The sequence below is a fragment of the Cerasicoccus maritimus genome (genome assembly GCA_031296935.1).
Classification (GTDB): domain Bacteria; phylum Verrucomicrobiota; class Verrucomicrobiia; order Opitutales; family Cerasicoccaceae; genus Cerasicoccus; species Cerasicoccus maritimus.
The window spans coordinates 132,242-157,879 of sequence record JAVDPD010000004.1; the positions used below are offsets into that span (position 1 = coordinate 132,242).

Annotated in this window: 19 protein-coding genes and 2 tRNA genes; 18 read left to right on the forward strand and 3 right to left on the reverse strand. The window is 56.2% G+C overall.

Going from position 1 to position 25,638, the window contains the following annotated elements; genetic code table 11:
* Positions 1-85 precede the first annotated feature (85 nt).
* A complete protein-coding gene (locus RBB62_RS03700) occupies positions 86-586 on the forward strand; it encodes a hypothetical protein (protein WP_309397168.1) in 501 nt (166 codons plus the stop codon).
* Between the two features lie 3 nt (positions 587-589).
* Positions 590-1,267, forward strand: coding sequence for a GntR family transcriptional regulator (locus RBB62_RS03705; RefSeq protein WP_309397170.1), 678 nt, complete (start codon positions 590-592; stop codon positions 1,265-1,267).
* A gap of 232 nt (positions 1,268-1,499) precedes the next feature.
* Here RBB62_RS03705 and RBB62_RS03710 read toward each other — a convergent pair whose 3' ends face one another.
* On the reverse strand, positions 1,500-2,579 hold the full coding sequence (locus tag RBB62_RS03710; RefSeq protein WP_309397171.1) for a transporter substrate-binding domain-containing protein: 1,080 nt from the start codon (positions 2,577-2,579) through the stop codon (positions 1,500-1,502).
* Positions 2,580-2,687: 108 nt separating this feature from the next.
* On the opposite strand from RBB62_RS03710, the gene RBB62_RS03715 reads away from it, so the two are divergent.
* Positions 2,688-3,377: a VIT1/CCC1 transporter family protein gene (locus RBB62_RS03715; protein WP_309397172.1), complete on the forward strand. Its 690-nt coding sequence runs from the start codon at positions 2,688-2,690 to the stop codon at positions 3,375-3,377.
* Here RBB62_RS03715 and RBB62_RS03720 read toward each other — a convergent pair.
* A complete protein-coding gene (locus RBB62_RS03720) occupies positions 3,367-5,118 on the reverse strand; it encodes an ABC transporter ATP-binding protein (protein WP_309397173.1) in 1,752 nt (583 codons plus the stop codon). The genes RBB62_RS03715 and RBB62_RS03720 overlap by 11 nt on opposite strands.
* A 186-nt stretch (positions 5,119-5,304) precedes the next feature.
* Between RBB62_RS03720 and RBB62_RS03725 the strand changes: the two genes are divergently transcribed.
* From RBB62_RS03725 to RBB62_RS03775, 11 genes are all read left to right on the forward strand, one after another.
* Positions 5,305-7,287 (forward strand): ABC-F family ATP-binding cassette domain-containing protein, encoded by a 1,983-nt coding sequence (locus RBB62_RS03725; protein WP_309397175.1) that lies wholly within the window; start codon positions 5,305-5,307, stop codon positions 7,285-7,287.
* A 453-nt stretch (positions 7,288-7,740) separates the two neighbouring features.
* Entirely contained in the window at positions 7,741-7,935 is a 195-nt protein-coding gene (locus tag RBB62_RS20245) for a transposase (RefSeq protein WP_425499880.1), read from the forward strand.
* A gap of 789 nt (positions 7,936-8,724) precedes the next feature.
* A tRNA-Leu gene (locus RBB62_RS03735) sits at positions 8,725-8,809 on the forward strand.
* Between the two features lie 108 nt (positions 8,810-8,917).
* A tRNA-Leu gene (locus tag RBB62_RS03740) sits at positions 8,918-8,995 on the forward strand.
* A gap of 79 nt (positions 8,996-9,074) precedes the next feature.
* Positions 9,075-10,046, forward strand: a complete 972-nt coding sequence (locus RBB62_RS03745) for a hypothetical protein (RefSeq protein ID WP_309397177.1) — start codon at positions 9,075-9,077, stop codon at positions 10,044-10,046.
* Positions 10,003-10,809 carry a hypothetical protein gene (locus RBB62_RS03750; protein ID WP_309397179.1) on the forward strand — a complete coding sequence of 269 codons (807 nt, stop codon included), beginning with the start codon at positions 10,003-10,005 and terminating at the stop codon, positions 10,807-10,809. Before RBB62_RS03745 ends, RBB62_RS03750 begins: the two co-directional genes overlap by 44 nt.
* 304 nt (positions 10,810-11,113) lie before the next feature.
* A complete protein-coding gene (locus RBB62_RS03755; protein ID WP_309397182.1) occupies positions 11,114-12,502 on the forward strand; it encodes a DEAD/DEAH box helicase in 1,389 nt (462 codons plus the stop codon).
* A gap of 515 nt (positions 12,503-13,017) precedes the next feature.
* Complete coding sequence (locus RBB62_RS03760) at positions 13,018-13,671, forward strand: PspA/IM30 family protein (protein ID WP_309397184.1); 654 nt, start codon at positions 13,018-13,020, stop codon at positions 13,669-13,671.
* A 22-nt stretch (positions 13,672-13,693) separates the two neighbouring features.
* Positions 13,694-15,118, forward strand: coding sequence for a hypothetical protein (locus RBB62_RS03765; protein WP_309397186.1), 1,425 nt, complete (start codon positions 13,694-13,696; stop codon positions 15,116-15,118).
* 242 nt (positions 15,119-15,360) lie between these two features.
* Positions 15,361-16,077 carry a TlpA disulfide reductase family protein gene (locus RBB62_RS03770; protein WP_309397187.1) on the forward strand — a complete coding sequence of 239 codons (717 nt, stop codon included), beginning with the start codon at positions 15,361-15,363 and terminating at the stop codon, positions 16,075-16,077.
* A gap of 76 nt (positions 16,078-16,153) precedes the next feature.
* Positions 16,154-16,501, forward strand: coding sequence for a hypothetical protein (locus RBB62_RS03775; RefSeq protein ID WP_309397189.1), 348 nt, complete (start codon positions 16,154-16,156; stop codon positions 16,499-16,501).
* Positions 16,502-16,520: 19 nt separating this feature from the next.
* On the opposite strand, the gene RBB62_RS03780 is transcribed toward RBB62_RS03775, so the two are convergent.
* Positions 16,521-18,923 carry a response regulator gene (locus RBB62_RS03780; RefSeq protein ID WP_309397191.1) on the reverse strand — a complete coding sequence of 801 codons (2,403 nt, stop codon included), beginning with the start codon at positions 18,921-18,923 and terminating at the stop codon, positions 16,521-16,523.
* Positions 18,924-19,032: 109 nt separating this feature from the next.
* Here RBB62_RS03780 and RBB62_RS03785 point away from each other — a divergent pair, with 109 nt between their 5' ends.
* The 4 genes from RBB62_RS03785 to RBB62_RS03800 all read left to right on the forward strand — a co-directional run bounded on the left by RBB62_RS03785 (position 19,033) and on the right by RBB62_RS03800 (position 24,801).
* Positions 19,033-19,611, forward strand: a complete 579-nt coding sequence (locus tag RBB62_RS03785) for a hypothetical protein (protein WP_309397193.1) — start codon at positions 19,033-19,035, stop codon at positions 19,609-19,611.
* A 324-nt stretch (positions 19,612-19,935) separates the two neighbouring features.
* Positions 19,936-20,706 carry a M14 family metallopeptidase gene (locus tag RBB62_RS03790; RefSeq protein WP_309397195.1) on the forward strand — a complete coding sequence of 257 codons (771 nt, stop codon included), beginning with the start codon at positions 19,936-19,938 and terminating at the stop codon, positions 20,704-20,706.
* Positions 20,707-20,792: 86 nt separating this feature from the next.
* Positions 20,793-22,610, forward strand: coding sequence for a SpoIVB peptidase S55 domain-containing protein (locus RBB62_RS03795; protein ID WP_309397197.1), 1,818 nt, complete (start codon positions 20,793-20,795; stop codon positions 22,608-22,610).
* A 10-nt stretch (positions 22,611-22,620) separates the two neighbouring features.
* Positions 22,621-24,801 (forward strand): NHL repeat-containing protein, encoded by a 2,181-nt coding sequence (locus RBB62_RS03800; protein WP_309397199.1) that lies wholly within the window; start codon positions 22,621-22,623, stop codon positions 24,799-24,801.
* Positions 24,802-25,638: the final 837 nt, after the last annotated feature.

The window sequence follows — 25,638 nt, forward strand, 5'->3', positions numbered from 1 at the left end:
GCAGCTTGTTCGGTGGATTGTCGGATCGTCAGACAATCTTACAATATTGACTTGGCCATTCTTTCAAGCCTATCTGGTCATTCAGATGCAGAAAATCATCCTCAGCCTGCTTATTTTGCTTTCGAGTCAGTTGATGGCCGATTTCGAGGGAGCAGCCACACCGGAGAAAATCACTGAAATTTTAGTCGATTTAAGTAAACAGCCCATTGGTGAGTCTGGTAGTTGGGGAGGTGCGATTGCTATTATTGATTCGAACCGGTCTGAGCGCTATGCACAATTTTACCCATTGAGGTCAGGTCTCATCAATATGGAGATTCCTATCGCGAGTAGTGAGGATATCTTTTTGACAGATGATGTCGTCGAGCGATTGAAGGATTACTTGAAGGGGTGGAAGTTGCAGCCGGAAGTCAGTAAGCGCGGAGGGGTTTACGTCGATGATGGCTCCACTTCAAGTTGGCGTATCATGGATGTTGAATTGAAGATTTCACCAAGCGACTATCCTAAGTTTATCAACGGACTCTTTCTGAAATGCTTTGGTGAGAAGGAGCCGCTAGACCTAACAATTTCTTACGCTCCAGAAGGATAAAAGATGAGTTTCAAGCCCGCAGCATTGTCCGATCAGCTCTACGCCGAGCTCAAGCGTCGCATTCTCCATTGTGAGCTGCCGCCGGGCGCCCGCCTGATCGAGAAAACGCTCTGCGAGGAGCTGGAGGTGTCACGGACGTCTTTGCGCGAAGCGCTCAACCGCCTGTCCGGTGAGCGTTTGGTGATTTTAAAGACCAACTGCGGCTTCAGCGTTGCGCCGCTGACCGAGGAGTCGTTCCGCAATATTTGCGAGCTGCGCCGCGTGCTGGAAAGCCAGGCCGCCGCGCTGGCCGCTGAGCGTGCCACCGCCCAGGACATCGAGGACATGCGTCGCGCGGCGACGGTCCCCGTCGAGCTGGACGACCCCGATGGCGGCCGCATTTACTGCGAGGCCAACCGCGCGTTTCATGCGTCCGTCGCAGCGAGCATTGACAACCTCTTGCTCGAAGAGGCGATCCTGTCGGCCCTCGATAAGGACCAGCAACCGCTCTACTACGGCATTGATTTGGGCGTGTGCACGAGCCCGGCCGAAGTCACCGCCGAGCACCTCGCGATTGTCGACGCCATTGCCGCGCGCGATGCCGACCGCGCGCGCCAGCTTATGTGGAACCACATCGGCAACAAGGAAGACCGCATCCTCGACGCGCTCCGCAGTGGGCGCACCCAAATGGTTGGTGTGTAATTTTATCACAGCTTGACGGCGGTAAGGATTCTGCTTGAGTTTGATGCTATGCTACATGTTCGCCGCGACTAGGTAACGCTCGCGCAAGCCGACGTGGATGCGCTCTTCGATGAGCTTGCCAATGACCGTGATTCCTACGTGGGCACCTTGGAAGCTTTGCGATACAAAGCAACTGCGTGCAGCGTTGGCTTCCTATGATCCTCGTAATGCGTTGGTAGACTTGCTCCGGTAGTTAATCGGCCGCACGATATTTGCGGAGGATGGCGTCCCACGCGGGCGTTTGGATGAACTCGAGCATCGCGATGTCGAATTCTCGGAGGTGCTCGCTGTCCATTGGCATAGCCAAGGCGAGGTAGCTCGGGTTAAACTTGTTGTGCAGCACGTCAATCTGGCCAGCGAAGTCTTTAGCTGCCCAGTAATTGATGATTGCATGGTCGTTGACGAAGGCGCCGACGGTGTTGTCGGACACTGCTTGCAGGCCGTCGTGAACGCTGGTGAAATAAGTTGGGTGGATGCCGATGGACTTCAGATAACCGTCGGACACCGAGTCTTGTATTACGCCGACTTGCACCTTGCGCAGATCGTCCATACCTTTGACTCGCGGTGAAAGTGAGCCGACGGTGAGCGCGGTGGCGATTGCGCCGGTGAGGCCGGATATGATGATGATCGACGTGAACATCCACACGAGCCCAACCACGCGGCCGCCCAGCGTGTTGGGCGATTTATCGCCGTAGCCGACGGTGGTCATCGTGACGGCGGACCACCAGAACGCCGCGCCAAGCCCATGCAAATGACTGCCGCCAAACTGCTCCGGGTTACGTTTATGTTCAAATATCCACACGAGGAAACCCGCGATGAGGAGCACGAGGATCAGCGTAAATAGCGCCTGCAAAAACGTAGCCGTAAACATTTGGCTGAAGAGCTGGAGCCACGCATTTTTGTGTTTGTAAGAGGTCGCAATCCCCAGGGATGCGCCGTAGTAGGTGTGGGTAAAGTCGATGACTTTGGCACGGTCAGCGGTGACGGAAATTGCAGAGGCGGCGAGGTCAGCCTTGCCTGCTTCCAGGATTTTCAGGGAGGCTTCCAGTTCATTTTCGACATAGGTGTAGTCGTAGCCCAGTTTATCTGCAATGGCCTCCCACAGTTCGATGGTGATGCCGGCCCATTGGCCTTCTTCGTCCTTGAACGCGAAGGGCGGCGCTTCGGAGGTGGCGATTGTGAGCTTTTGCTTGTCGGGCGCTGTGTCAGTTTGTGCGGGCAAGTTGCATACTCCTGCGATGATCAGGCAAACGGTTAACAATATGTATCGCATGACAAGTAATCAGTTTGTGTTGAGCGGCGCGAAGTTCAATGCAAATACTTGACGCACCGCTCAATCGTGCTTGCCAGATTTGGGCGCGAGCAAAGAATAGGCAGTATCATGCCCGCGCCCGAACATCACCGCTCTGAACGCATTGGCTGGCTGAGGGCTGCGGTCCTCGGCGCGAACGATGGCATTGTGTCGACGGCGAGTATCGTGGTGGGCGTGGCTTCGGCGGGCAGCTCAAGTGAGGCAATTCTCATTGCCGGCATGGCGGCGATGGTGGCGGGCGCGATGTCGATGGCGGCCGGCGAATATGTTTCGGTCTTTTCGCAGGCGGACACCGAGCAGGCCGACCTCGAGTTGGAAAAGCGCGAGCTGGCCATCCACCCGGCCGACGAAATGCAGGAGCTCGCGGAGATTTATGAAAAGCGCGGGCTCGATAAAGACCTTGCGATGAAAGTTGCCCGTCAGCTGATGGCCAAAGACGCCCTCGGCGCGCATGCGCGGGACGAGCTGGGCATCACGGATATTGTGACCGCGCGGCCCTTGCAGGCGGCAATGTCTTCGGCGGCGGCGTTCGCGGCTGGCGCAATGGCGCCGCTGGCCACGGCGTTTTTTGCCGAGGGCCAGGCGCTGATCTGGATCGTCTCCATCGTGTCGCTGATCAGCCTCGCGCTGCTGGGAGGCATCGCGGCGAAAGCTGGCGGCGCGCCAGTAGTGCGCGCAGCAATCCGCGTAACGTTTTGGGGCGCCTTGGCGATGATCGTGACCGGAGTCGTCGGCCACTTCTTCGGCGTCAGTGGGTAGAGCCTTGCAAAGATAAGAGGTCGGCGAAAGCGCCGCCTTCCTTGCGAGCAAGCTCGTCGTAGGTGCCCGTTTCGATGACGCGGCCGTGGTTGAGCACGATGATTTTGTCTGCCTTGCGAACGGTGCTCAGGCGGTGGGCAATGGTGATCGTGGTGCGGTTTCTCGCCACGCGCTCGAGGGCTTCCTGCACGATGTGCTCGCTCTCGTTGTCGAGTGCGCTGGTAGCCTCGTCGAGAATCAGCAGCACGGGATCGCGCAGCACGGCACGGGCAATCGCGATGCGCTGACGTTGGCCGCCGGAGAGCGCGACGCCACGTTCGCCGACCTTGGTTTCGAGGCCGTGCGGCATTTCCTGAATGAAGTCCCAGGCGTTGGCGACCTTGGCCGCGTGGATGACTTCCTCGTGCGTCGCGCTCGGTTTGGCGAAGCGAAGGTTGTCCGCTACGGAGCCGGAGATGAGCAAGTTGTCCTGCATGACGATCGCGCAGTGGCGGCGGAACCAGCGCATGGCGAGGTCTTCCTGTTGGACGCCGTCGATGCGAATCTCGCCTTCGGTTGGCGGGTAGAGGCCGAGGATCAGGTTGATCATCGTGCTCTTGCCGGAGCCGCTGGAGCCGACAAAGGCAATGTGCTCGCCGGGCTTGATAGCGAGGTTCATGCCCGTGATGGCATACCTCTCGGCGCTGTCGTATTTGAAGGAAACGTTGTTGAGCTCGATGCGGGCGTTGAGCGGATTTGGCTTCGCGCGGCCGGTCCATTTTTCCACGTAGCCGGAGTCGACGAGTTCCTTTATCGAGCGGAAGGCTTCCTGCCCCTGCATGTACTGCAGGTTAAACTGCGCTAGGATTTGCGCAGGCGCCAAAATGACGGGTAGCGAGCCGACCATCGCCACGAGCGCGCCAAGCGTCAGCTGGTCGTGCAGCACGAGGATCGAACCCAGCGCGACAGCCAGGATTTCGATGCAGGCAAACATGGAAAACACCACCCAGCCAAAGGTCTGGTTGAGCTCCATTTGCGTGCGGCGGCGGTCGGCGTAGGTGCCGCTGATCGAGCCCATGTTTTCCTCGACCGGCTTTTCCTGGCCGAAGCCGCGGACGAGGCGGATGGCCGAAATGAATTCACTGGCGTGCCCGGTGAGCTTCTCCCGCGCACGGCGGACGCGCTCGTTGGACAAGCGCAGGCGCTTCATGAAAACCATCCGCGTGACGACTACTGGCGGTAGCGCAATCGAGATGAAGAGCAGTAGCCACGGGTTGATGATTGCCAGCGCGGTAATGAGTAGGGCGGAGCGGAACAGCTCGGGGATGACCATGGAGACCATCGGCACGAGCGCCATTTCCACGTTCTGTGTATCGAAGGCGTATTTGGAGAGTAGGCGGCCCGTCTGGGTGCTATCGAGGAAGCCAAAATGCATCCATTGCAGCTTGGCAAAGATGCGGCCTCGCATGGCATTGGTCAGCGCCTGGGAGTTGTTCGACAGCTGGCTGACCGCCTTGATCATCGAGAAAATATGCAGGCAGAGCAGGCAGAGTGAGACGCTGGCCAGCTGTAGGCAGAGCGAGAGGTCTTTGCCGCCGAGTCCCTTGTCGATCACTTGCTGCGTGATGAGCGGGAACGGTACAACGGCGATCACGCTCATGATTCTCCAGAAGAGATAATGTTTAAATATCCCTCGGCTTTTCCACATCAGCTCACGCAGATCGCGAGCGTCAAACGGGTTAGATAGGTCGAATTTGCTCATGAATAATGCGAATCAAACTGCGATCCGCGTAACGGTTGCTGCACCGTATCTACTAAAATGCCGCCATTAAAATGTAATTGGCAAGTTCCTTTGTGCGCTTTTTTCGTGAAACAAGTTGCTCTGCTAGCGTGCATTTAGGCTAGTCATGTGGCGTGGCACTCTGTTGAACTGCCTGCTTCCAAAATCATGATCACCCTGAGAGACATCCAGCTGCGCTTCGGCGCGCGTCCCATCTTTGGCGGCGTTACGGGCACCATCACGGCCCGCGACCGCATCGGCCTGGTGGGGAGCAACGGCATGGGCAAGTCCACGCTGATCCGGGTGCTCATGAACGAGCAGGAGTTCGATGGCGGCGCCGTTGAAAAGGCGAGCTACGTCACTCTCGGCCACCTGCCGCAGGATGGACTTGCCGTCAAAGGCCGCCCCTTGCGCGATGAAGCGATGACCGCGTTTGAAGACGTGCTGGACATCCAGCGCAAGGTCGACGAAGCCAGCGCACGCCTGCAAGAGCTGGACCCGAATACCGAAGAATACGCCGAGACCCTGGAAGTGATCGGCGCGCTGGAGCACCATTTGCAGGACGCCGAGGCGCACAAGCTGCCGTCCCGCGTGGAGCGCGTGTTGCTGGGCCTGGGCTTTGAAATGAGCGACCTCGAGCGCGACTGCGGCGAGTTTTCCGGCGGCTGGCAAATGCGCATTGCGATGGCCAAGCTGCTGCTGCGCGAGCCGTCGCTGCTGCTGCTCGACGAGCCGACGAACCATCTGGACCTCGATTCGCTGACCTGGCTCGAGCAATACCTGAAGGGCTACGAAGGCGCGCTGATCATCGTTTCCCACGACCGCGCGTTCCTCGACGGACTGACCACGCGCACCTGGGCGCTGAGCAAGGCCCGGCTGGAAAACTACAACGGCAACTACTCCTTTTTTGAGAAAGAAAGCGTGCAGCGCCGCGAGGCCCTGAAGCGCTCTGCCGAGAATCAGCAAAAGCAAATTGCCGAGACTGAGCGCTTCATCGAGCGTTTTCGCGCCAAGAACACCAAGGCCACGCAGGTGCAAAGCCGCATCAAGGCCTTGGAGAAAATCGAGCGCATCGAGATCGAAGACGAGGAGGCGAGCGTGGCCTTCAGCCTGCCGCCGGCGCCGCATTGTGGGCAGGTCGTGCTGGAGCTCTCGGGCGTCGAGAAGCGCTACGGCGACCTCGAAATTTACCGCAACCTCGACCTCAAGATCGAGCGCGGCGAGCGCATTGCGATCGTTGGCCGCAACGGCGCCGGTAAGTCCACGCTGGCGCGCATCCTGGCCGGTGTAGAGCCAATTCAGGCCGGCGAACGCGAGGTCGGCTACCAGGTGCAGGTGGCGTATTTCGCGCAGCATCAGGCCGAGGAACTCGACCCGATGCAGGACGCGTTGTCCATTGCCGAGGCCGCCGCGCCGCAGGGGCAGGGCCGCCGCGCGCGGACGTTGCTCGGCGCATTTCTCTTCACCGGCGACGATGTTTTCAAGAAGGTCAAGGTGCTCAGCGGCGGCGAAAAGAACCGCCTCGCGCTGGCGAAAATGCTGCTCCAGCCCTTCAATTGCCTCATCCTCGACGAGCCGACGAACCACCTCGACATGCGCTCGAAGGAGGTGCTCCAGCAGGCGCTCCGGGAGTTTAACGGCACGCTGATCATCGTCTCGCACGACCGCTCGTTCCTCGATCCGCTGGCCGAGAAAACGCTGGAGATCAGCCGCGACGGCGCCCGGATGTTTGCGGGCAACATCAGCTACTATTTGGAAAAGGTCGCCGCCGAGCGCGAGGCCGAGCAAGCCGTCGCCGCCCAAAACAAATACGCCGCCGGTGCCGCATCCAACAACCCTGGTCAACTTTCGAACTTACGCACTTCCGAACCTTCGAACCTCTCTCCCAAAGAGCGTCGCCAGCTCGTGGCCGAGCGCAACCGCCAGCTCGCGCCGCTCAAGAAAAAGTGCGATAAGCTCGAAGCCGACATTGCGACGATGGAGGAAGAATACAGCGAGCTGGAGACGGCGATGATGGACCCCGCGTTCTTCAAGCAAGGCGCCGAGACCAAGGAAAAGATGGACCGCTACGAGTCCCTCAAGCGTAACATCGAGCGCGCCTACGCCGACTGGGAATCCGCCCAAGAAAAGATCGCCGGCTTGGAAAGCTAGGCCTCACCCAACGCGAGCTGACATCCTTACGTCCAGTTGGCAAAGGTAGCGCTTTGAAAATACCGGACTTCAAGCGGAAGAAGCTGGACCACAGCCCAACATCAGACGCCTGGAACACTTCACCCTTGAAAGAGATTTTCTCCGGCGCATTTGCCATCTTTGGCAGCTTTTCCTTACGCACAATATGACCGGCCACAAACGCATAGCCTCGGCGCGCTGGGCCTCCAGCTGTTCGATTTCCTCCTGAATTTCTTCGGTGCGAGCTTCTAACCGTTCAATGAAATCGCGTGTGCTCTCAAGCTCGCGGATCAATTCGTCACGGCGCTTGCTACGATCCGTATCGTTTTCTAGGCGGGCTCTGGCGTCATCTATGATCATAGTCCCGGACAGAGGCAACTCGTCAGCATCAAGATTGCCTGCTGACACCATCAACTTCAGGGCCTTGGTGCTTCATTGATCTACCTACCATCATATAGTCCGGACCTCAACCCCATCGAAAACGCATTCTCCAAACTCAAAAGTATGATCTGTCGCGCTGCGGCTAGAACTTTTGAGCAACTACTAGACGTCGTTGCGGAAGCTCTCGATAAACTAACCAGTAAGGATTGCTGGGCTTATTTTAAGCATGCAAAGTATCGGACTAATTAAAGTGCAAATGCTCTAATCTCACCAGAAGATGCTTCTGGCTGAGAAAACGATACGACTGTAGGCTTGCGCCTGTAGTGTTCGGCTTAATTTCAGCTTGGGTAGGTAGTCTGTATAGTTGATTGGATTTTGTCTGGTCTCAGTGGTAATTGTATACGAGTTCTTTTTGGTTCTGGTCGATTTGCGTACGGGTGCGACCAACAAGTTGTTGGCGCGCAACTTCCCTTGGGTTGTTAAAGGTGTGCCTTGAGCAATGTGGGTAGCTCTTGAGCGGTGCACCATCCATTGATGAACATTTGGATGACTTGCACTACATTCCCTCGTCTTTGACGATGAACCTGAAAAGTCTGTTGCAGAGTAGCGAGCTCGCTGCAACCCTGATATGTAGGAGTCGTTCATGCATTGTCCCAGAGTGGAGAGATGTGGTTTGATATGAATATGACCCTTAGTTAGCTGATGATTTAAAATAGAATCAGCATTCTGTTCGACTGTCGCATCAGCACGAATTATAACCAAATGATACAGGCTTGCCAACACCTCAATGTAGCTATGTTCATTTTGGACTCAAGATAGTCGAGACGCTTTAGCATACCCGTGGCTTCGGCGGAGAAGAATCTAGCCCGCCAGCAAAGTATTTTACATGACTTGTGTGTTGCCTATAAGCTTGTTGGTGTTCGCGTATCGATGGACGATCCGGGGCGTTGATCTGCGCATTTCACGGCCGGATTTTTTGCTAAAAAGATCGCTTGACACCTGTTTATGCACGTTGTTTCCTGTTGCGCTTCTGTACATGCTCAGGTGGTGGAATTGGCAGACACGCTGTCTTCAGGCGGCAGTGCCGAAAGGCGTGCGGGTTCGACTCCCGCCCTGAGCACCATTTCTATGCGGTTTAGCAAAGATTTGCCAATTACATCAGGCAAATGCTGCCACATTGAGTGAAAGCTCTATACGGCTTTCAGCTAACCAGGCTGGCTCGCTTATTATTGCCCAGGTGGTGGAATGGTAGACACTGGAGACTTAAAATCTCTTGCCCGTAAGGGTTCGAATCCCTTTCTGGGCACCATTTTAGGTTGCAGGGGGTTTATAGCACAATTTGTTCCCGCTCACAGTTACATTGGTTACTTGCCAAAACATAAAATGACATGACAAAGGAAAGCGCAAATCCGCCCATCAAGATGAACTGGGAGTCTCTCAAACAGGCGCTCCCCAATACTGCACAATTCCTTAAGCTGTCCATTCAAAGGCTCCGTCTTGAATACCGTGACAAAGAGGAAATGCAGGTTATCTGGGAGGAGCTCGGTAGTCTGATTGGGCGTCGTGGTTCCCTACGCATCGAGGACGCCTTTGAAGTTGGTTGCGGCGTCAATTTGACCCCGCACATCGATGCAGCACAATTTCCTACTGAAGCGGCACAGCTCAAAGAGCTTTATTCGGACATCCAGGACCATATGAAGGAAGCCGAGGCTAACGGCTGGATCGAGGTAACTCAGTTTCCAAACATCAATCTTTCTCTGACTGGCATTGCCTGTCCTACCGAACCAACGCAGGATGAGGTAAAGGCCATTGTGGCACTCGTTCCTGACAACAAGCAGCGCCACCATCTCACTTCCGATGGCTTCAAGCTTAGGGCACCTGCTTGCTTCCGTTTTAGCCACCGTCGCCGTCAAGAGAAGGCGTTGGATAGAAAGCTTGAGTTCGTTCGTGATCAAGCAATGGCTGAGCTGGAAAATTACCGTAAGAATGCTCTCGGGATACAGCATGGCGAACCAATTTCGATTTGCACGGACTATGAAGGCCAAATCGTTGTAACGGTATCCTTTTTCAATCAGAGCCAGACTTTACTTGAACTGCCTACCACTCATACGGCTACTACTTTCAAAGAACGGCTTGCTGCTGCACGGAAGCAGCCCAATAAGTATCTGCAGTCCTGCCTTGCGGAGGGTAAAGCTATTCAGCATCTGGAGGCTACACCCAACTTGCATGATAACATAGACACCCTGTTGGAAGAGGCTGAAATCTATTTGGGCGTTCCCAAGGTGGAGTATGTAATTATCCTTACACCATTTGTTTATGAGGCCCGTCTACCTGCTAACCTTCCCCCCAATAGAGGATGAAAGTGCCTATCGTGACGAGTTGGTCGATGAGGTCCGCACAGAAGTCGCACAGCAGATTGAAACCATGACGGGGCTGAACCAATCCGTTAAGGATAAAGGCCGTTTTGAGAATATCTTCGAAGACGCAGACCTACAGATGGCAGGGTTTGCAGCTGCCCTTCGTGTGCTTACGGGCTACCGCTATATTGATGGGCAGGATATGGCTGCTGAGGCCCTTCGTCCACGCCGCAAGGGGGACAAGAACGTTGTCCGTGAAATTATCGATTACGCCGTTCAGGTCGCCAATGAGATTCTAGTTCCTGAAGGTTTGGAGCCTTGGGTATGGTCCAAGGTTCACGGCGAGTGTCGCTTTTACCTGAAGATGCTCGACATTGAATCCGCAGGGAACAGCAAGCTCGACAACTTCCAAAATTTTGCCAAGGCCTTCCGTGTCGAAGACTACGGTGAGCTGATGGCCTCGCAGAAACCGAATGACTCCCGTCTGAAAACTGCCGCCGAGTTTAAGAAAACAAGCTTTGACGGTAAATTCGGTGAATCCAGCCTGCGGGCGCTGCTCTATGCGCTCTATGAGCTACAGGAGGATACAGATCTGGACGAAGTGATGGAACATCTTCGGGAGCAGGTTTCCGATTACATGTCTGAGCGTGACCTGTTGAAAGCTTACTGCCAGTTCATCGCTGCCAAGCGCCAGAATACGGCTCCCGATGAGGCTTCCGCCGCGAGAAGCCTGCTCTTGGCAATTCGCAACGAAGGCATCGCGTAGCAGCTTGACCGCAAGGCTCCAATACTATAAATTCGTTAACCATGAAGACAAACCGTGCAGTTTATACCGTGGATGAGCGCTTTCGGACGCGCAGGGAGCAATCCCGCCGAGAGGACGCTGCCGCTTTGGCTTCGGGCAAGCGAACACCTGATGAGCTCCAGCGCTCAAATTCCATCTTCCCTGACAATTTTAGGACGGATGTGAAGATAGACTGGAAGAAGCTTGCCCATGGAACGTCCACACACGGCTACCCGAGGCCATTATTGAGGAGATAGGACGCTGTGCTCGAAAACGTGAGGTAGAGTTGTCAGATCTAGCTCCCTCGGATGTCGCTGCCGCAGCAATGGTCGAATCTCCGATCTATCGCAAGGGCGAGGAACTTAAGCCATGGCAACGTGCGTTTGTCTCGCTATTTCTCAAGCACCGCGAGCTTTACGGTTGTGTGCGTCTTTTGCTGGCAGATGAGGTGGGTGTGGGCAAAACACTGTCCATGGCTGCATCAGCCATGCTAAGTTGCTTACTCGATGATGGGCCTGCATTAATTTTAACACCTGCGACCCTTTGTGATCAGTGGCAAGTAGAGTTAAAGGATAAGCTGGGAATCCCCTCTGCTGTCTGGCTTTCAAACCGAAAGATGTGGCGGGATCACAACGGACACCTGATCCGAACACGAGGTGCTGAAGATATCGTGCGTTGCCCATTTCGAATCGGGATCGTCTCCACGGGTCTGCTTTTCCGCCGCACTGATGAGTATGACCTTCTCTTGAATCGTCGCTATGGCACAGTGATTTTGGATGAAGCACACAAAGCGCGCATGACGCGAGGAATAACAGGAACAGGCTCACCTACCAATCTTCTCGAATTTATGCGCAAAGTGGCTGAGCGGTCAAAGCACGTTCTATTGGGAACCGCTACTCCAGTACAGACCCACATTGAGGAGCTTTGGGATCTTCTCGACATCTTGAATCGCGGTGCTGACTTTGTGCTTGGTAGACCTTATTCAACCTGGGCTAACCCTGATAAAGCATTAGCAGTAATCACTGGTAAGCAACTGATAGTTGATGAACAGGAAACTTGGGAGCTTTTAAGAAATCCTCTTCCTCCTGCCCACGAGGGGCAATTGTTCGATCATATTCGAAGTGATCTGGGAATTCGCAAAGACCAATTTTTTTCGGATAAACCTGTTACAGATTTGGACCAGTTTACACGCGATGAGCTCCACGACTTGCTGGAAACTCAAAATGAGGGACTGGCCTTCCTTCAGTTAAACAATCCTATTCTTCGGCACACAGTTCTCCGTAAACGTCAAATGCTGGAAGAACTAGGACTTATCGACAAAATACCAGTCGACATTTGGCCCAGTACAAAGGAGCCCTTGGGTATTTTCGATGGTAATGGCTTACCAACCACTCCAGAGTTCGACCGCGCTTATGAGGCTGCCATGGATTTTACAAGTGCTATCAAAAGGAGAGGCGCTGGTTTTATGGAAAACATGATGCTGCAGCGCATTTGCTCCAGCATTGCCAGCGGTATCAGCACTGCAAAGACCTTGCTGAAAAAGCGAGTTCCTCAAGAAGACTCGGAAAATGATCTAGAATTCTTCGCAAATGCTCCTGAGATTAACGAAGCTTCCGCCGAAGCATCTCATCTAAAACGACTCATAGAGCACTTGGAGGCTAGGTATTGTTTTTGATCTATCATCAGTTGCCGGGTTGAGCAAGTGCTGGACCCGGTAACTTCATGTTATCTCTAGAGCCTAAGCATGTGGTTTTTGTAGCGGCTATGGTCAGAGCTGTCTACCAGATCCATGAGGGGTAATGTCGATCAAGCATGTCGCCGAGCGCCTGGAGCTGCACTGGCACTCGCCATACGCCCGACCACCTCCGCGCTCTAGAACGCGAAACCAGAGACAGCATACACTGCGAGATAGAGGAAAAGCATTGGACAACGCGCATCATCGCGCGGGTTCGTCAAAAGTGGCAAATGCATTTAATGGCCGAGTTCGCCGTCGACCGAGTGGACATTTTACGCACACCACGGGCATCCTATGCCCGATCGACGATCCAGCCGCCATCATCGAAGAAAAACGCCTAAGTTCTTTATGTAATTATGAATCAAGGCTTTAGAGCTTCGATGAGGATGACAAAAGCCCAGGTTGGCACGGACCTCGTTAAGTAGAGGACGAACTCTCAAACAAAGGTCCATCCAATGAAGAAATGGTTTAAACGCTATCGCATCTGCCTCAGTAGCCGCATTGAAAACGTCCTCGACCAAGTGGAGAACCACGAAGCCGTGGTCGCCGCCGCCGTCAAGGAAGCACGGGAGCACGCCGCCCGCGCCAAGGTAAAACTCAACCGCGTTCACCGCGACGGCGAGACGCTTCGCCAGCGCGCTGAGCAACTTGCCACCGAGGCCGTCCGCTGGGAAGAGCGTGCGACATCCTGCGTGGAAACCGACCGAGAGCGTGCCCGCGAATGCCTCCGACGACGCACGGCTGCGAAGGAAGAACAAGCACGCCTCGAACGCGAAGCCGCCGAACATGGTCGCCTCGAAAAACAACTGACCAGCGACTTGCGCCGCGTCGAAGAACGTGTCCGCGAGCTGCAGCGCCGTCAGCATACTTTGGCTGCCCGCGAACAACGCGCCGAAGCCGCCGTGCTGACAGCCCCAGGTGAAGTTGCCTTGCTCGATGACATCGAAGACGTCTTCGAGCGCTGGGAAGGCAAGCTCGCCGAATCAGAAATCCGCGCCGACCTCGATGTCGACACGTTCCGCGATGGCTTCGTGGAAACCGAAAGTAACGCCGAGCTCGACGCCGAACTCGATGCCCTCATTGCCGAGAAAAAGCACGCTGACGCCTAAGCAACTCCAACTCATCCGAACCATGAACACTGACTCCACATCCAACGAACCTCCCGCCATGCCGCCGCCCTTGCCCAACCAGCAGGGCGCGCGGACCACCACCGTGCAAGCGCGCGATATTGAAATCTCCGCGCAAGCCGAGACCTATGAGGAAGCCGATGCCAGCGCCCCACGCGAACGATCAGGCTGGCCCGCTCTCCCCACCCTGCTCCGCTGGCTCGGCGCCACCACGCTCCTCGCATCGGCCTTCACCTTTCTCATCAGCAACTGGGAAAGCACCGAAGAGCTTCAACGCTACGCGCAGTTCCTCGGGCTCACCGTGCTGCTGACCGGCTGCGGTTGGTTCTGTATTTCTCGTTGGAAGGACGATAAGGGCGCGCGCACCTTCTTTGCGCTCAGCGCCGCGCTGCTCCCCGCGCACTTCTGTCAGTTGGGCGCCATGCTCTTCGCCAAATTTCGCGGACAGGAATCATTCAACGGCTTCTACGAAGCCTTCGCGTTTCAAGACCCCGGCGTCTGGCTTTGGCCAACGATTGGCGGGGCGCTTCTATTGCTCATTCCAATGACCTACCTGGGCTTTGCTTCGATGGCGCGCAAAGACGCGCGGAAGCTCACCCTCGTCTATTTTTTATCGAACGCCACGCTACTCATTACCACGCGCATGCCGGACTTGGTCGCCTTGATTGGCTTCGCACAACTGGGCGGTTTGATCTTTGCCGACCGTAAATACTTTGCATCGCAAAGTAGACTGCAAACTTGGGACGGCGTTGCGATGCGTTCGCTACTCTTTGCCCCCTTTGGTCTGCTGGTTGGACGCAACTTAATGCTTCATGCCGGCGAAAGCGAGCTGCTGATCAGCCTGCTTGCCACCACCTTGGCCACAGTGCTTTTCACTGGCGTGCCACGCGTCATTAAAAACAAAACAATGGCCGAGCTTTCCCGCGTGGCCGCCCTGGCTCCAGCCATCGTCGCGTGGTCGATGTTCGCGTCGTGCTTTGAGCTGGGCGGCCACGCCTGGGAAATGCCGCTCATCGTGCTGCCAAGCGCCTTGATCGCCATTGGGATGTCCACGCGGATGTCGACGCTGGCCAAGCCCACTCGCCGTACCGCGGTTGTCGTCGCCATCAGCGCCGCCCTGCTTCAGATGGTCAGCACGGAGTCCATCTACGCCTCGCTGCTCGCCATCGCCACATCGATCATTGTCATCCTGGCCAGCTACCGTATGCGCGAGCGTTGGGTGTTCCGCATCGGCATTGGCGGGCTGGCGCTCAGCATACTTTACCACCTGCGATACGCCGTCGAACTCTACCAAGGTGACTGGATCTGGCTGTCGCTCGCTGGCACGGGCGTGCTCGTCATCCTGAGCTCGTCCTACCTCGAGCGCTACGGTCGGCAGGGCATGAACTCGATCAAGACTTTGCATCACAAAGTTTCCGGATGGAAATAGGAGTCAGTCCATTCAGGCGCGTCGCCTGAAGCCATAATCAGCCGGAAGGTCCAGGCGTGGGCCTTCCGGTTTTTAATAGAAATACCAACACTCATCGCAGGTAACTAGGGGGAATACGAGATTGTCTTTTTCGTGCGCCTGGCTATCGTCGCGACATGAATACGCCGTTTCGCCAACTAACCCTTTGGCTACGATTGCTGTTGCTACTAATGGCCGTTTGTACTCACGCACGCACATTTACGATGCAGAACGGAGATAAAGTAGAAGGCGAAGTCGTTGCGTTTAAAAACGGGATGATCGTCATTGCCAAAGACAGCGGAGGCAAAGCACTCTACTCGCTCGATGCATTTTCCACCGCCGACCAAACATACCTAAGCGAAAAATTTCCCACCGGCAACAAACGTGAATCCGCTCGCACGACAAAGACCGCAACCCCTGCCCCGAAGCCGGGCCCCAGCGTCGAGACAGCCGCTCCGACAACAAAAAAAACAGCAGCCCAAAATCAACGCCCATCGACCCACCCCGGCCTCTCCAAACTGCGCCAAGGTTCAATGGGTCCCGAGCTTAAGGCGCGGCCGCAGGGGAAGTCGGAATGGGTTTCGCAAAGGGATTTCCATGGCAAGCTGCTCGTCGTCCAATTTTGGTCAACCAGTGTGCCACAGTCCATTGAAGAGGTTAAAGGCCTGGCTTACTTACACCGTAAGTATCAGGACCGCGGCTTTGAGCTAATGGGCGTGGCGATGGACTCCAGCCGTAGGCGCGTAAACAATGTCGAAGAAGCGATTGGCGTCAATTGGCCCATGCGCATGGACGAAGATCGTGTTACGATTCAAGAATGGGGCGTGACCGCGCTGCCCACCAACGTCCTTATTGATCAAAACGGCGTCATCCTCCGGGAGCACATCTCCGCGCGTGAGCTGCAATACCTTCTAGCCGAACGGCTTGGGCCAGTAAAGTAGAGCGATACGGGCTGGACAAAGCCCCCGTGAATTCAGAGAGTTTGAGCATAACCAGCCGCCCGCGAATCACTACAGCATGAAACCACGCAACTTACGCCACCGCCTGGAGAAAGCCGCTAAGCTTCTCGTTGTCGTTCAAAAATATCACCCGGAGGTGCTTTGCCAATTTGCCGACGACAAAGGAGACAATGGGCACCTGATGATTCGCCTGCCGCTGGGTGGTGATCCATCCAAGCTGGGGAGCGAATTAGAAGGCAAGGGCTACGCCTTCACCAAAGCGCGCAGCCCCTGGCTCGGCGCTGAAATCTTCCGCGGGTCTAAAAGCGGCCAACCCCGTGTGATCATCGAAGTAGAAATCCCCGCCAACCGCCTAAGCCGCGGCCCGGAAATCGCAGAGCTGCCCCATAGCTTCAAAGCCAAGTAACGCACACGAGCATGGGGCCTCAATCGAGCACTCCTTGATGCGACTCTAAAACATTACGCAAAGTGTTCAGCGAAACTGGCTTCGAGACAAAGTCCACCATGCCACAATCCTGACATTTAAGCTTCACTTCCTCCGAAGCATGCGCCGTAACAGCAACAACCCTTGGTTCGCAGTTTGACAGCGCCTGTATGCGTCGTGTGGCTTCAAAGCCATCCATCTCCGGCATGCTAATATCCATCAAAACCACATGGAAATCATGGATTCGGCAGCGATCCACTGCGCTCGCGCCATCTGGCGCAGTCATCACATCGGCACCAATTTTTTGAAGCAGACCGACTAGCAATCGGCGGTTATCCAAATTATCCTCCACCACGAGCACACGCATTTGCGTAAATTGATTCGCCTCAATCTCCTCTATCGAGTTTTCCACGCTCGCTGATGAGACAAAAAGCGCCGGTAGCTCAAACCAAAAAGTCGAGCCATGCCCGAGCTCACTTTCGAAACCGATCTCACCACCCAGCACATCCACAAGCTTGGAGCAGATTGCCAGGCCCAGCCCAACGCCATCAAAGCGCCGCGTGTAGGTGGACTCGACTTGCGTGAATGGGCGGAAAACTTCCTCATGCTTATCACCGGCAATACCGATGCCATTATCGACTACTTCGATTCGCAAGCGCCCACCCCCTTCGTCGCGCCAACCAATACACAGCGAAACTTTGCCATGCAAAGTAAACTTAAAGGCATTGATCACGAGATTGGAAATAATCTGGCTCGTTAGCTCCTGGTCGAGCATCACCGCGAGTGAAACCTCCATTGCCTCACCAGCACAACCATTGACGACTTCAAACTCGTTGCCATTGCGAAGCGACTCCAAGTCCCGCGCCAAAGTTTGCGCATAAGCCCACAGCACCGTTGGCCGTTCATTGACTTTGGTCTTCTGTTTATCGATGCCAATGAAATCCAGAATGTCTTCAATCTGGCGCAGTAATTTATGCGCAGAACGCTCAATAATCTCCAGTGACTCGCGCGTTTCAGCGTCCTCGCATTCCTGGAGAAGCATATTTGAAAAGCCGAGGATCGGGTTAAGTGGCGTGCGCATTTCATGACTAATCACGGCAAGAAATTCATCTTTTGCGCGATTAGAGGCCTCTGCACGCTCCTTGGCTTCGCAAAGCGCCTGCTGAACTTGGATCTGCTCCGTTACATCCTCGGCAACCCCTAGAAAACCAATGATGTTGTCGTCATGATCACGAACTGTGGTCGTAATCAACTCCACCGTCAGCGTCGTTCCATCCTTACGCACGTAGGTCCATCTCTGCCGATCACGCTGCCCCCTTCGTGCGAGTGCAAAAAAGACCTCGATACCAGCGATCTCCTGCCCGAACTCGAACGACAAATCCCGCGCACGTTTTTCAACTTCTTCCTCCCTGTGAATGATGAGCGGTGTGTAGCGGCCTATGACTTCCGCGGCACGATACCCCAACATATTTTCTGCGCCACTGTTAAAACTGGTAATCACACCATCAGTCCCAGTCATGATCACCGAAGTTTCGGTCGCCGCATTGAGCAGATTATTCAGCTTAACATTCGCGTCCAGTAATTCCTCTTGGGCCTGTACTAGGGGCGTTACATTGATGATGAAGCCCTCCAGCGCGATTATATTTCCATGAGAGTCAAAGATGCCCACACCGCGCTCCCACACCGTCCGAATCTCTCCTGATCCTGCGTGAATTTTATACTGCAATGTGAACGGTTCACGCTTTGCTAATGCCTTCGTCACAACCTCCCAAGTTCTCTGCTGGTCTTCTTCAATGATGACATCCTCCCCCCAGGCGACCTCTCCTGAAAGCAAATGCTCTGGGGTCAGCTCCGCCAAGTTTTCCACCCCCTGGCTGACAAACTCCATGGTCCAATTCGTATCCTGTCGACAGCGGTAAACCATCCCCGGCAAGTTCCCCATCAAGCGATCATGCCGACGCACACGCTCCACCAAATCATGCAGCTCACTGCGCTGTTCCCCCGCGACATCCACCACTCGGCCCATGAGCAAAATCGTGCCCTGTTCCATATCAAGATCAGCCTCCCAGATCACAGATCGGTCCACCGCCGTATACCGCTCGGTCCGAGGAAAGCAACGCCCACTACTCTCCAAATCACTAGGCCAATCTTCCAAAGGCAAACCAGGGAACAGCTGCCGACCGCCCACCTTTCCAGTCAAGCTGTCAGGATCCATTCCCAACAGCGTCGCTTTCGCTTTATCGAAACGCAGAAGATTTCCATGAAAATCAACGACCGCAAAAAATGCACCAGAATTAGCCGCGACTAAACGTGCTAATCGTTGAAACTGAATTGAATCATCGCCTGGCATTAGACTGATTAGTAAATCGAATTTAAGGGAAAATGTCCAGTTTAGGCAATTCACCGTTTTTCTTTTGGCATATTCGTCAATTCATATTAAGATACTTCAATGGTTGCGCGATCTCGTCTCGTGCGAGACTAATCGAAATGCCCCAAAACTCATACGCGTTTCAGTGAAAATATTATTCTCGATACTAATCATACTGGTGCTCAGCGCCTGCAAACAGCAAACGACCACGAGAGTCGTGGACGACGGCTATGGCCTGCTCTACAGCGTGACCAGCCAACAACAAAACGTCGACAAGCTGCTGTGGGTCAAGGATCCCGGCGCCGACATCAGAGCGTGGGTTGAACAAATCGCAGCGTTTAACCAGGAAGTCACCAAGCAGCTCGAAGCATGGAAAGCTTCCGGCCAAGTCACTAGCCTGAGCACACTCGGACTGCCCCCCGCCGAAATAGAAGCTCGTGAACGCGCCACCAAGCGCACGACGGGCGAACTGCTTTTCAGCACCGATGTAAACCTCCGCCTCTCACTCGTGGTCGCGCAACTCAAGGCTCTCGGCTACTGCTCTGACCTTTGCTACGCTATTGCCCAGGAGACCAAGGATGACGGCATCCAAGAAATTGCTAAAAAGTGGGAGGAACGCTTCAAGGAACTCAACGCCGCAGGCATGAAGCTCCTCGAAACGCCAGCCGTTACCACCCCACAGCCCAAGCCGGTTAGCGTGCCAAGCGCTCCACAGCACCACTAGGGAGTGTTTTCAAATTAAAGCTGTTGATTGGAACGAGTAAAAATGAATGCAGCGCAAGGCGGCTTGAGCGAAGCGCACTGGAAGTGCGTGAGTGAAAAGCCAACGCTGCGACCTTTCATTTTGACCGTTCAGGCCCCGGATGGCTTTTTCCCATCAGCTTCGTTATCTTTCGGCCGAAAGGCTTCCAGCCTATTCGACCTCAGACGCCTCGCTGGCTGAAAAAAATCCATGCCGCCATCAACAACTTTAATTTGAAAACACTCCCTAAAGACAAAAAATGCACCCCACGCCTGACAACTCGCGGACAACGCATAACCTTTCGGCATGAGCACTGTTTTCGACAGCCACGCCTATGCCCGCAACGTAACTGCTGTAGCCCAACAAAACGGCTGGCAACAAGCCTCGATGTCGGCCGTTCGTGGCTACGCGCGCCCGTGGTTTCACTTGCCCGCAGCCACGCTCGCGCCAATGCGGTTATATATATCGGCAGGCATTCATGGCGACGAACCGGCTAGCAGCTACGCGGCGCTGGAGCTGCTCAAGCACGTGGATTGGTTTGCCGGTTGCGAGGTGTTTTTATTCCCGCTGCTCAACCCTGCTGGCATGGAGCTCGGCACGCGGGAGAATGCGGACGGCATCGACCTCAACCGCGATTACCATGCGGGCAGCACGGAGGAAGTCAGCCAGCACCAAGCCGCGCTCAATCAACTGCCCCGCTGCCACCTCTACCTTCACTTGCATGAAGACTGGGAGGCGGCCGGCGCGTATCTTTATGAAGTGCAGCCGCCCCATGAGCCCAGCGCAACACCAGCCTTGCTCAGCGCCCTCGCGAAGCACTTGCCCATCGAACAAGCCACCTCGATCGACGGCTTTGACGCCGAGGGAGGAGTCATCACGCGCCCGCCCCCCCTGCCCGAACGCGACGACTGGCCCGAGGTTTATTACTTCGAGCATCAGTATGGCGACTACCACGGCTACACCTTGGAGACGCCGTCCGCGCTCACGCTCGATCAACGCATCGCCGGGCATGTTGCGGCAGTCCATGCGGCGGCGGATTTTCTGCGTGCGAATCGCACGGCGTTCGACCGGAGCTAACGCTTTCTAGAAGATGAAGAGAAACTAATCCTCGGAACAGACTTTCCATTGCGCTGTCACTGCATGCAGTTTACTAACAACCACGAATGAAACGAGTCGGCATCATCACCTTCCTCATCTTTTGCGCCTCCGCCACCGGGCTATGGGCGAAACCTTCCGCCCCGCAAACGCCGATCATGCCGTTGTCCGAAATCAAGCCGGGCATGACCGCCACTTGGCGCACCGTCGTTGCTGGCAACGAGATCGAGGAATACAACATGAAGATCCTCGGCGTGTCGCAGAACTTTGCGGGCCCGGACGAGCCGGTTATCATTGCGGAAGCGCTCGACGATTCGCAGATCCTCAGTGGCCCCGTTGGCGGGATGAGCGGCAGCCCGTGCTACATCGATGGCAAGCTGATCGGTGCCTATGCCTACGGCTATCTCTGGCCCAAGGAACAAGCCCTCATCGGCATCACGCCCATCCAGAACATGCTCAGGGTGTTTGAAAAAGGCCGCCCGGAAGACTTGGCCAGCAGCGGCTCTGTGCCAGCATCATCGAGCGGCGCGATGCACATTGACGAGCTTCCCCGCCCGTCTCTGCGCCTCAAGCAAAACGCCGAGCTCGCCAACTTCGGCGCGACAACGAATGCCGACAACGCTACCTTTAGCGACCTCAAGCCCGCGCCCACGCCGCTCATTGCTGGCGGCATTTCCGCGCAAGCGCTAGAGCCGTTTCGCGCTTATGCGCAGGCGATGAACCTCGACTTGATGAGCGCACCCGCGGGCTCGGCGCCCGACCTGACTGCAAGCGACATCCAACCCGGCTCGCCCGTTGCGGGCGTCTTGCTCAATGGCGACTTCTCCATCGTCGCAACCGGCACTTGCACCTGGCGCGAGGGCAACGACTTTCTGGCATTTGGGCACCCGTTCCTCATGGGCGGCCCGACGAACATCCCGGTTGCGCCAGCGGAGATTCTGACCGTCGTGCGCTCAGTGCCGCGTTCGTTTAAGCTGTCCAACGCCGGGCCCATTGTCGGCACGATTTACCAGGACCGCCTGACCGCCATTGCCGGCGAAGTCGGCCTAACCTCGCCGATGACCGACTACGCGATCAACATCACCGATCCGCTCGGCGGCGAGCATCACTACTCGGGCACGCTCTTTCAAAACGACTCCATGTCACCCTACATTGCAGTACTTGGGCTCTACAGCGCAGTCAACTCAACGCTCGAATCTCAGCAAGACCTGACTTACCAGCTCACGATGACCGCCGACTACGAGGGCTACGAGCCGCTCGTGTGGTCGCGTGTCAGCTCCAGTAGCATCCTGTCGTCGCTCTTCGAAGCGTGGGACATGCTGGGCATGCTGGCGGAAAACCCTTTTGAGCCCACCAACCTCAAGTCGCTCAAGTTCGACGTAAAGCTCTCTACGCCGCGCGAGTCGACCATCATGGATCGCCTGCAAATCCTCAGCGGCCAAGCCAAAGCCGGCGAACCAGTCGAGCTCGCCATCCGCCTCAAAAGCTATCGCGACGAAACTTCCCGTGAACTCGTCAAGGCGCCCATCCCCACGGGCGCGGCTGGCGAAACGCTCTCCCTCTTTGTGGGCGACGCAGCGGCTGCGGATCGCATTGACGATGGCTACTCGCCGACTGTTTCCACCTTCGGCGAAATCCTCGACTACTTCCGCGCGCGCCGCGACAACCAGCGCGTCTACGTGAAGCTGATGCGCTCCGCCCACGGCTACCGCGCCCACGGCCAAAACCTCGAAGACCTGCCGCCCTCCGCGCGCTCGCTGCTCAGCTCCAGCAAGACCGTGGAGCCGATCGCCAGCACCCGCGAAATCACCCTTTGGGAAACCTCCATTGAGACGCCGGGCTCCTTCTCCGGCTCCCACCGCTTCAGCCTGCCCGTGCAAAACTAAACGCTTTTCAATGAATTATTCGCGCCTCACCCTGACGACTTTTGCGGCCCTCACGGCCCTCAATCTCCACGCCGTTCGCACGGAATTGCTGACGCAAAATGCCTACGGCGACTTCTTTACCGGCGAGCTGGATAACGTCTCACTCGACAACATGGGCACGCTCAGCGCTGGGCCCGAGCTCAAGGAAATCGCGGTGCTCGACGACTCCAATATCTGGACCGCGGTCGCCAGCCCCGACGGCAAACTCTACCTGGGCACCGGCACCGATGGCGTCGTTTACTCGCTCGATCCAACCGCCGAAGAACCCAAGGCCGAAGTCGTCTTTAAGCCCGACACCATTATGACGCGCGCGCTCGCGCTCGACGCCGAGGGCAATCTGTTCGTTGGCACCTCGCCGCAAGGCGCGGTTTACCGCATTGCGCCTGGTGGTCGGCCCGAGGTGTTCTTCGACCCGGACGAGCTCTACATTTGGGACATGGCTTTCGACGCTGACGGCAACCTCTATGTCGCAACCGGCGGCGAGGCGCGCATCTACAAACTTGAGCCCGACCACCAGCTCAACGCCGACATCGAACCCTATTTCAAGAGCGACCGCACGCATTTCACGCGCTTGGCGTGGGATGACGAAGGCGCGCTCATCGCGGGCTCCGGCCCGAAGTCTTACCTCTACCGCATCACCGGCGAAGACGAGGGCAAGGTGCTTTACAGCGCGGGCACCGACGAAATTGCCAACGTGATCGTGGACGGCAAAAACATCTATTTCACCACTTGGCACAAGGGGGGCGGCAGCGATAAGCCGCCTAAAAACCTCGCCACACTCCTGGCTAAATTCCAAATGAAGGCGGCCGACAGCAGTGACAAAAAAGACGACGACAACAGCGAAGACAAACCGGCGGCGGCTGGCGCGCCCAGCTTCCTGCTCAAGCTCGATGCCGAGGGCTTTGTCTCGCCGGTGTGGTCACCGGGCGGCGCGAACATGCAGTTCACCACACGCACGGCAGATGGCCAGTTCCTCGTCGGTTCGGACATCGATGGCCGCATTTACTCGGTCAATACAGCCGACGATTGGAGCCTGCTCAACCAAGCCGAGCGCGGCGGCGAAGTCTCCACGATCCTCACTGACGTGGGCCCGGACAAGAAGACTTACGTGCTCACCAGCAACCCGTCTGCCGTCTATGAATTAACAACCGAGGCCGAGGAATCGCTCTTCACCGCAAAGGTAATCGACGCAGGTGCTGTGGCGCGCTGGGGTCGCATTCGCCCACTGGGCGCGCCGACGCTTTCCAGCGGTTTGAAGATCGAAACGCGCACTGGCAACGCCGCCGAGCCGGATGACACCTGGAGCCCGTGGGCCGAGCTCGACAACGGAGCTGTTTCCTCACCAGCCGCGCGTTACCTACAGTATCGCATCAACTTCGCGGACGACGCTCAATTGCGCGGCCTCACCGCCTACTACGGCACACGCAACCTCGCGCCACTGGTGGGCGTGATCAACGTAATGCCGGTCGGCCTAAGCATTTTCACGGCGGAAAATTCGTCGCCCACCACCCTCAATCCGAAGGAGCTGGCCTACGCCGCCAAGACCACAGCCGCGCTCAAGAAAGAGAAGCCTGACAACAAGAAGGTGCTTGTTTCTGATGAGACCGGCCACATCTCCGTCGCTTGGAAAGCCTTCGACCCAAACGGCGACGACCTGCGCTACACGGTAGAAGTCAAGCAGGACGGCGAGGAGGATTGGGTGACGCTTGCCGAGGGCATCAGTGACCCGGCATATTCGACGCCGACCCGAGGTTATGCCAACGGTTACTACAGCTTTAAGATCACCGCCAGCGACTCGCCAAGCAATCTGCCAGCCGAAGTGCGCAGTGGCTCAATGATCAGCCAGCCCTTCCTGATCGACAACTCCAGCCCGACCGTCACCTTGCACAATCAGACTACGGACACCAACGGCGCGACGGTGCTCGTGTTCGCGGCCAACGATGAATGGGGCAACATCGTTTCAGCAAATTACCGCCTCGACGGCCAGGAGCCGGTCGAAGCCGTGCCAAGCGATTTGCTCTTCGACTCGAACGACGAAATATTCCGCCTCATCCTGCCCGACCTCAAACCCGGCTCGCACAGCATCGTCTTCGAAGCGCTGGACGAGAACAACAACCGCGGCCTGGCTAAGGCGGTATTTAAGGTGGAGTAAGAGCCGCTGCGTGCAGCGGAGGAAAAAGGAAAAAGATTAAAGGAAAAAGCACAGGCTCGGTCAATTTGGCCGGGCCTTTTTGTTGCGGCAAAATTCGTCAGCAAGCTTATGGAGTGCGCCAGCCCTCTGGCGCTTTTAGCATTTTGCGCAAACGGAGAAGGTTCGCATTCGCCTCCTTCCATTCTAAAGCGCCAGAGGGCTGGCGCACTCCATATCGCAGCTTCGCGCACGGTCGCTTTTTCCTTTTTCCTTTAATCTTTTTCCTCCCGGTGCCCCGCAGGGGGGCCGGGGGGGGGGGTAAAATCGCGTTTTACCCGGCTATCAAAGAACAAAATTCCCGCCCGCTCGCCGGAAACAAGGCGCAGGTGGGGCGCAGGCGGCTCAGGGGCCACCGGCTGGAGCGACGATTTATGATCGCTCACACGTCTGACGCTGCGCTGGGCAGGCTGGCATGGTCCGTCGGGCGAAGTGCGATTCGCGCAAACAGTGGGCGTCGGTTGACTGCTTGCTGTCACCAAGGCAGTCAGCGAATGGGCCCGTTTGCACGGCGCAGCAACTCCTGCGGAGCGAATGCCCCCGCATGGCGTCGACTGGGATACCTTCGGCGCGCAGACTAAGGCGGATGGTGGTAGGGAAAGTTCATCAGTGGGTAGGTGGATAAGTGTATCGCTTGGGGAGTTATGAGTGGTAAGTTGGAGTGGTAGGAGCGCGAAGCTTCAGCGAGTGCATGTGTGAGATGCGTAGTCCAGAGAGGCAGCATAAACACTCGCTGAAGCTTCGCTGTTCCGGCGGTGGGAACGCCCAAGTAGCATAACCGTCCCGTGTGTGCGCAGCTAG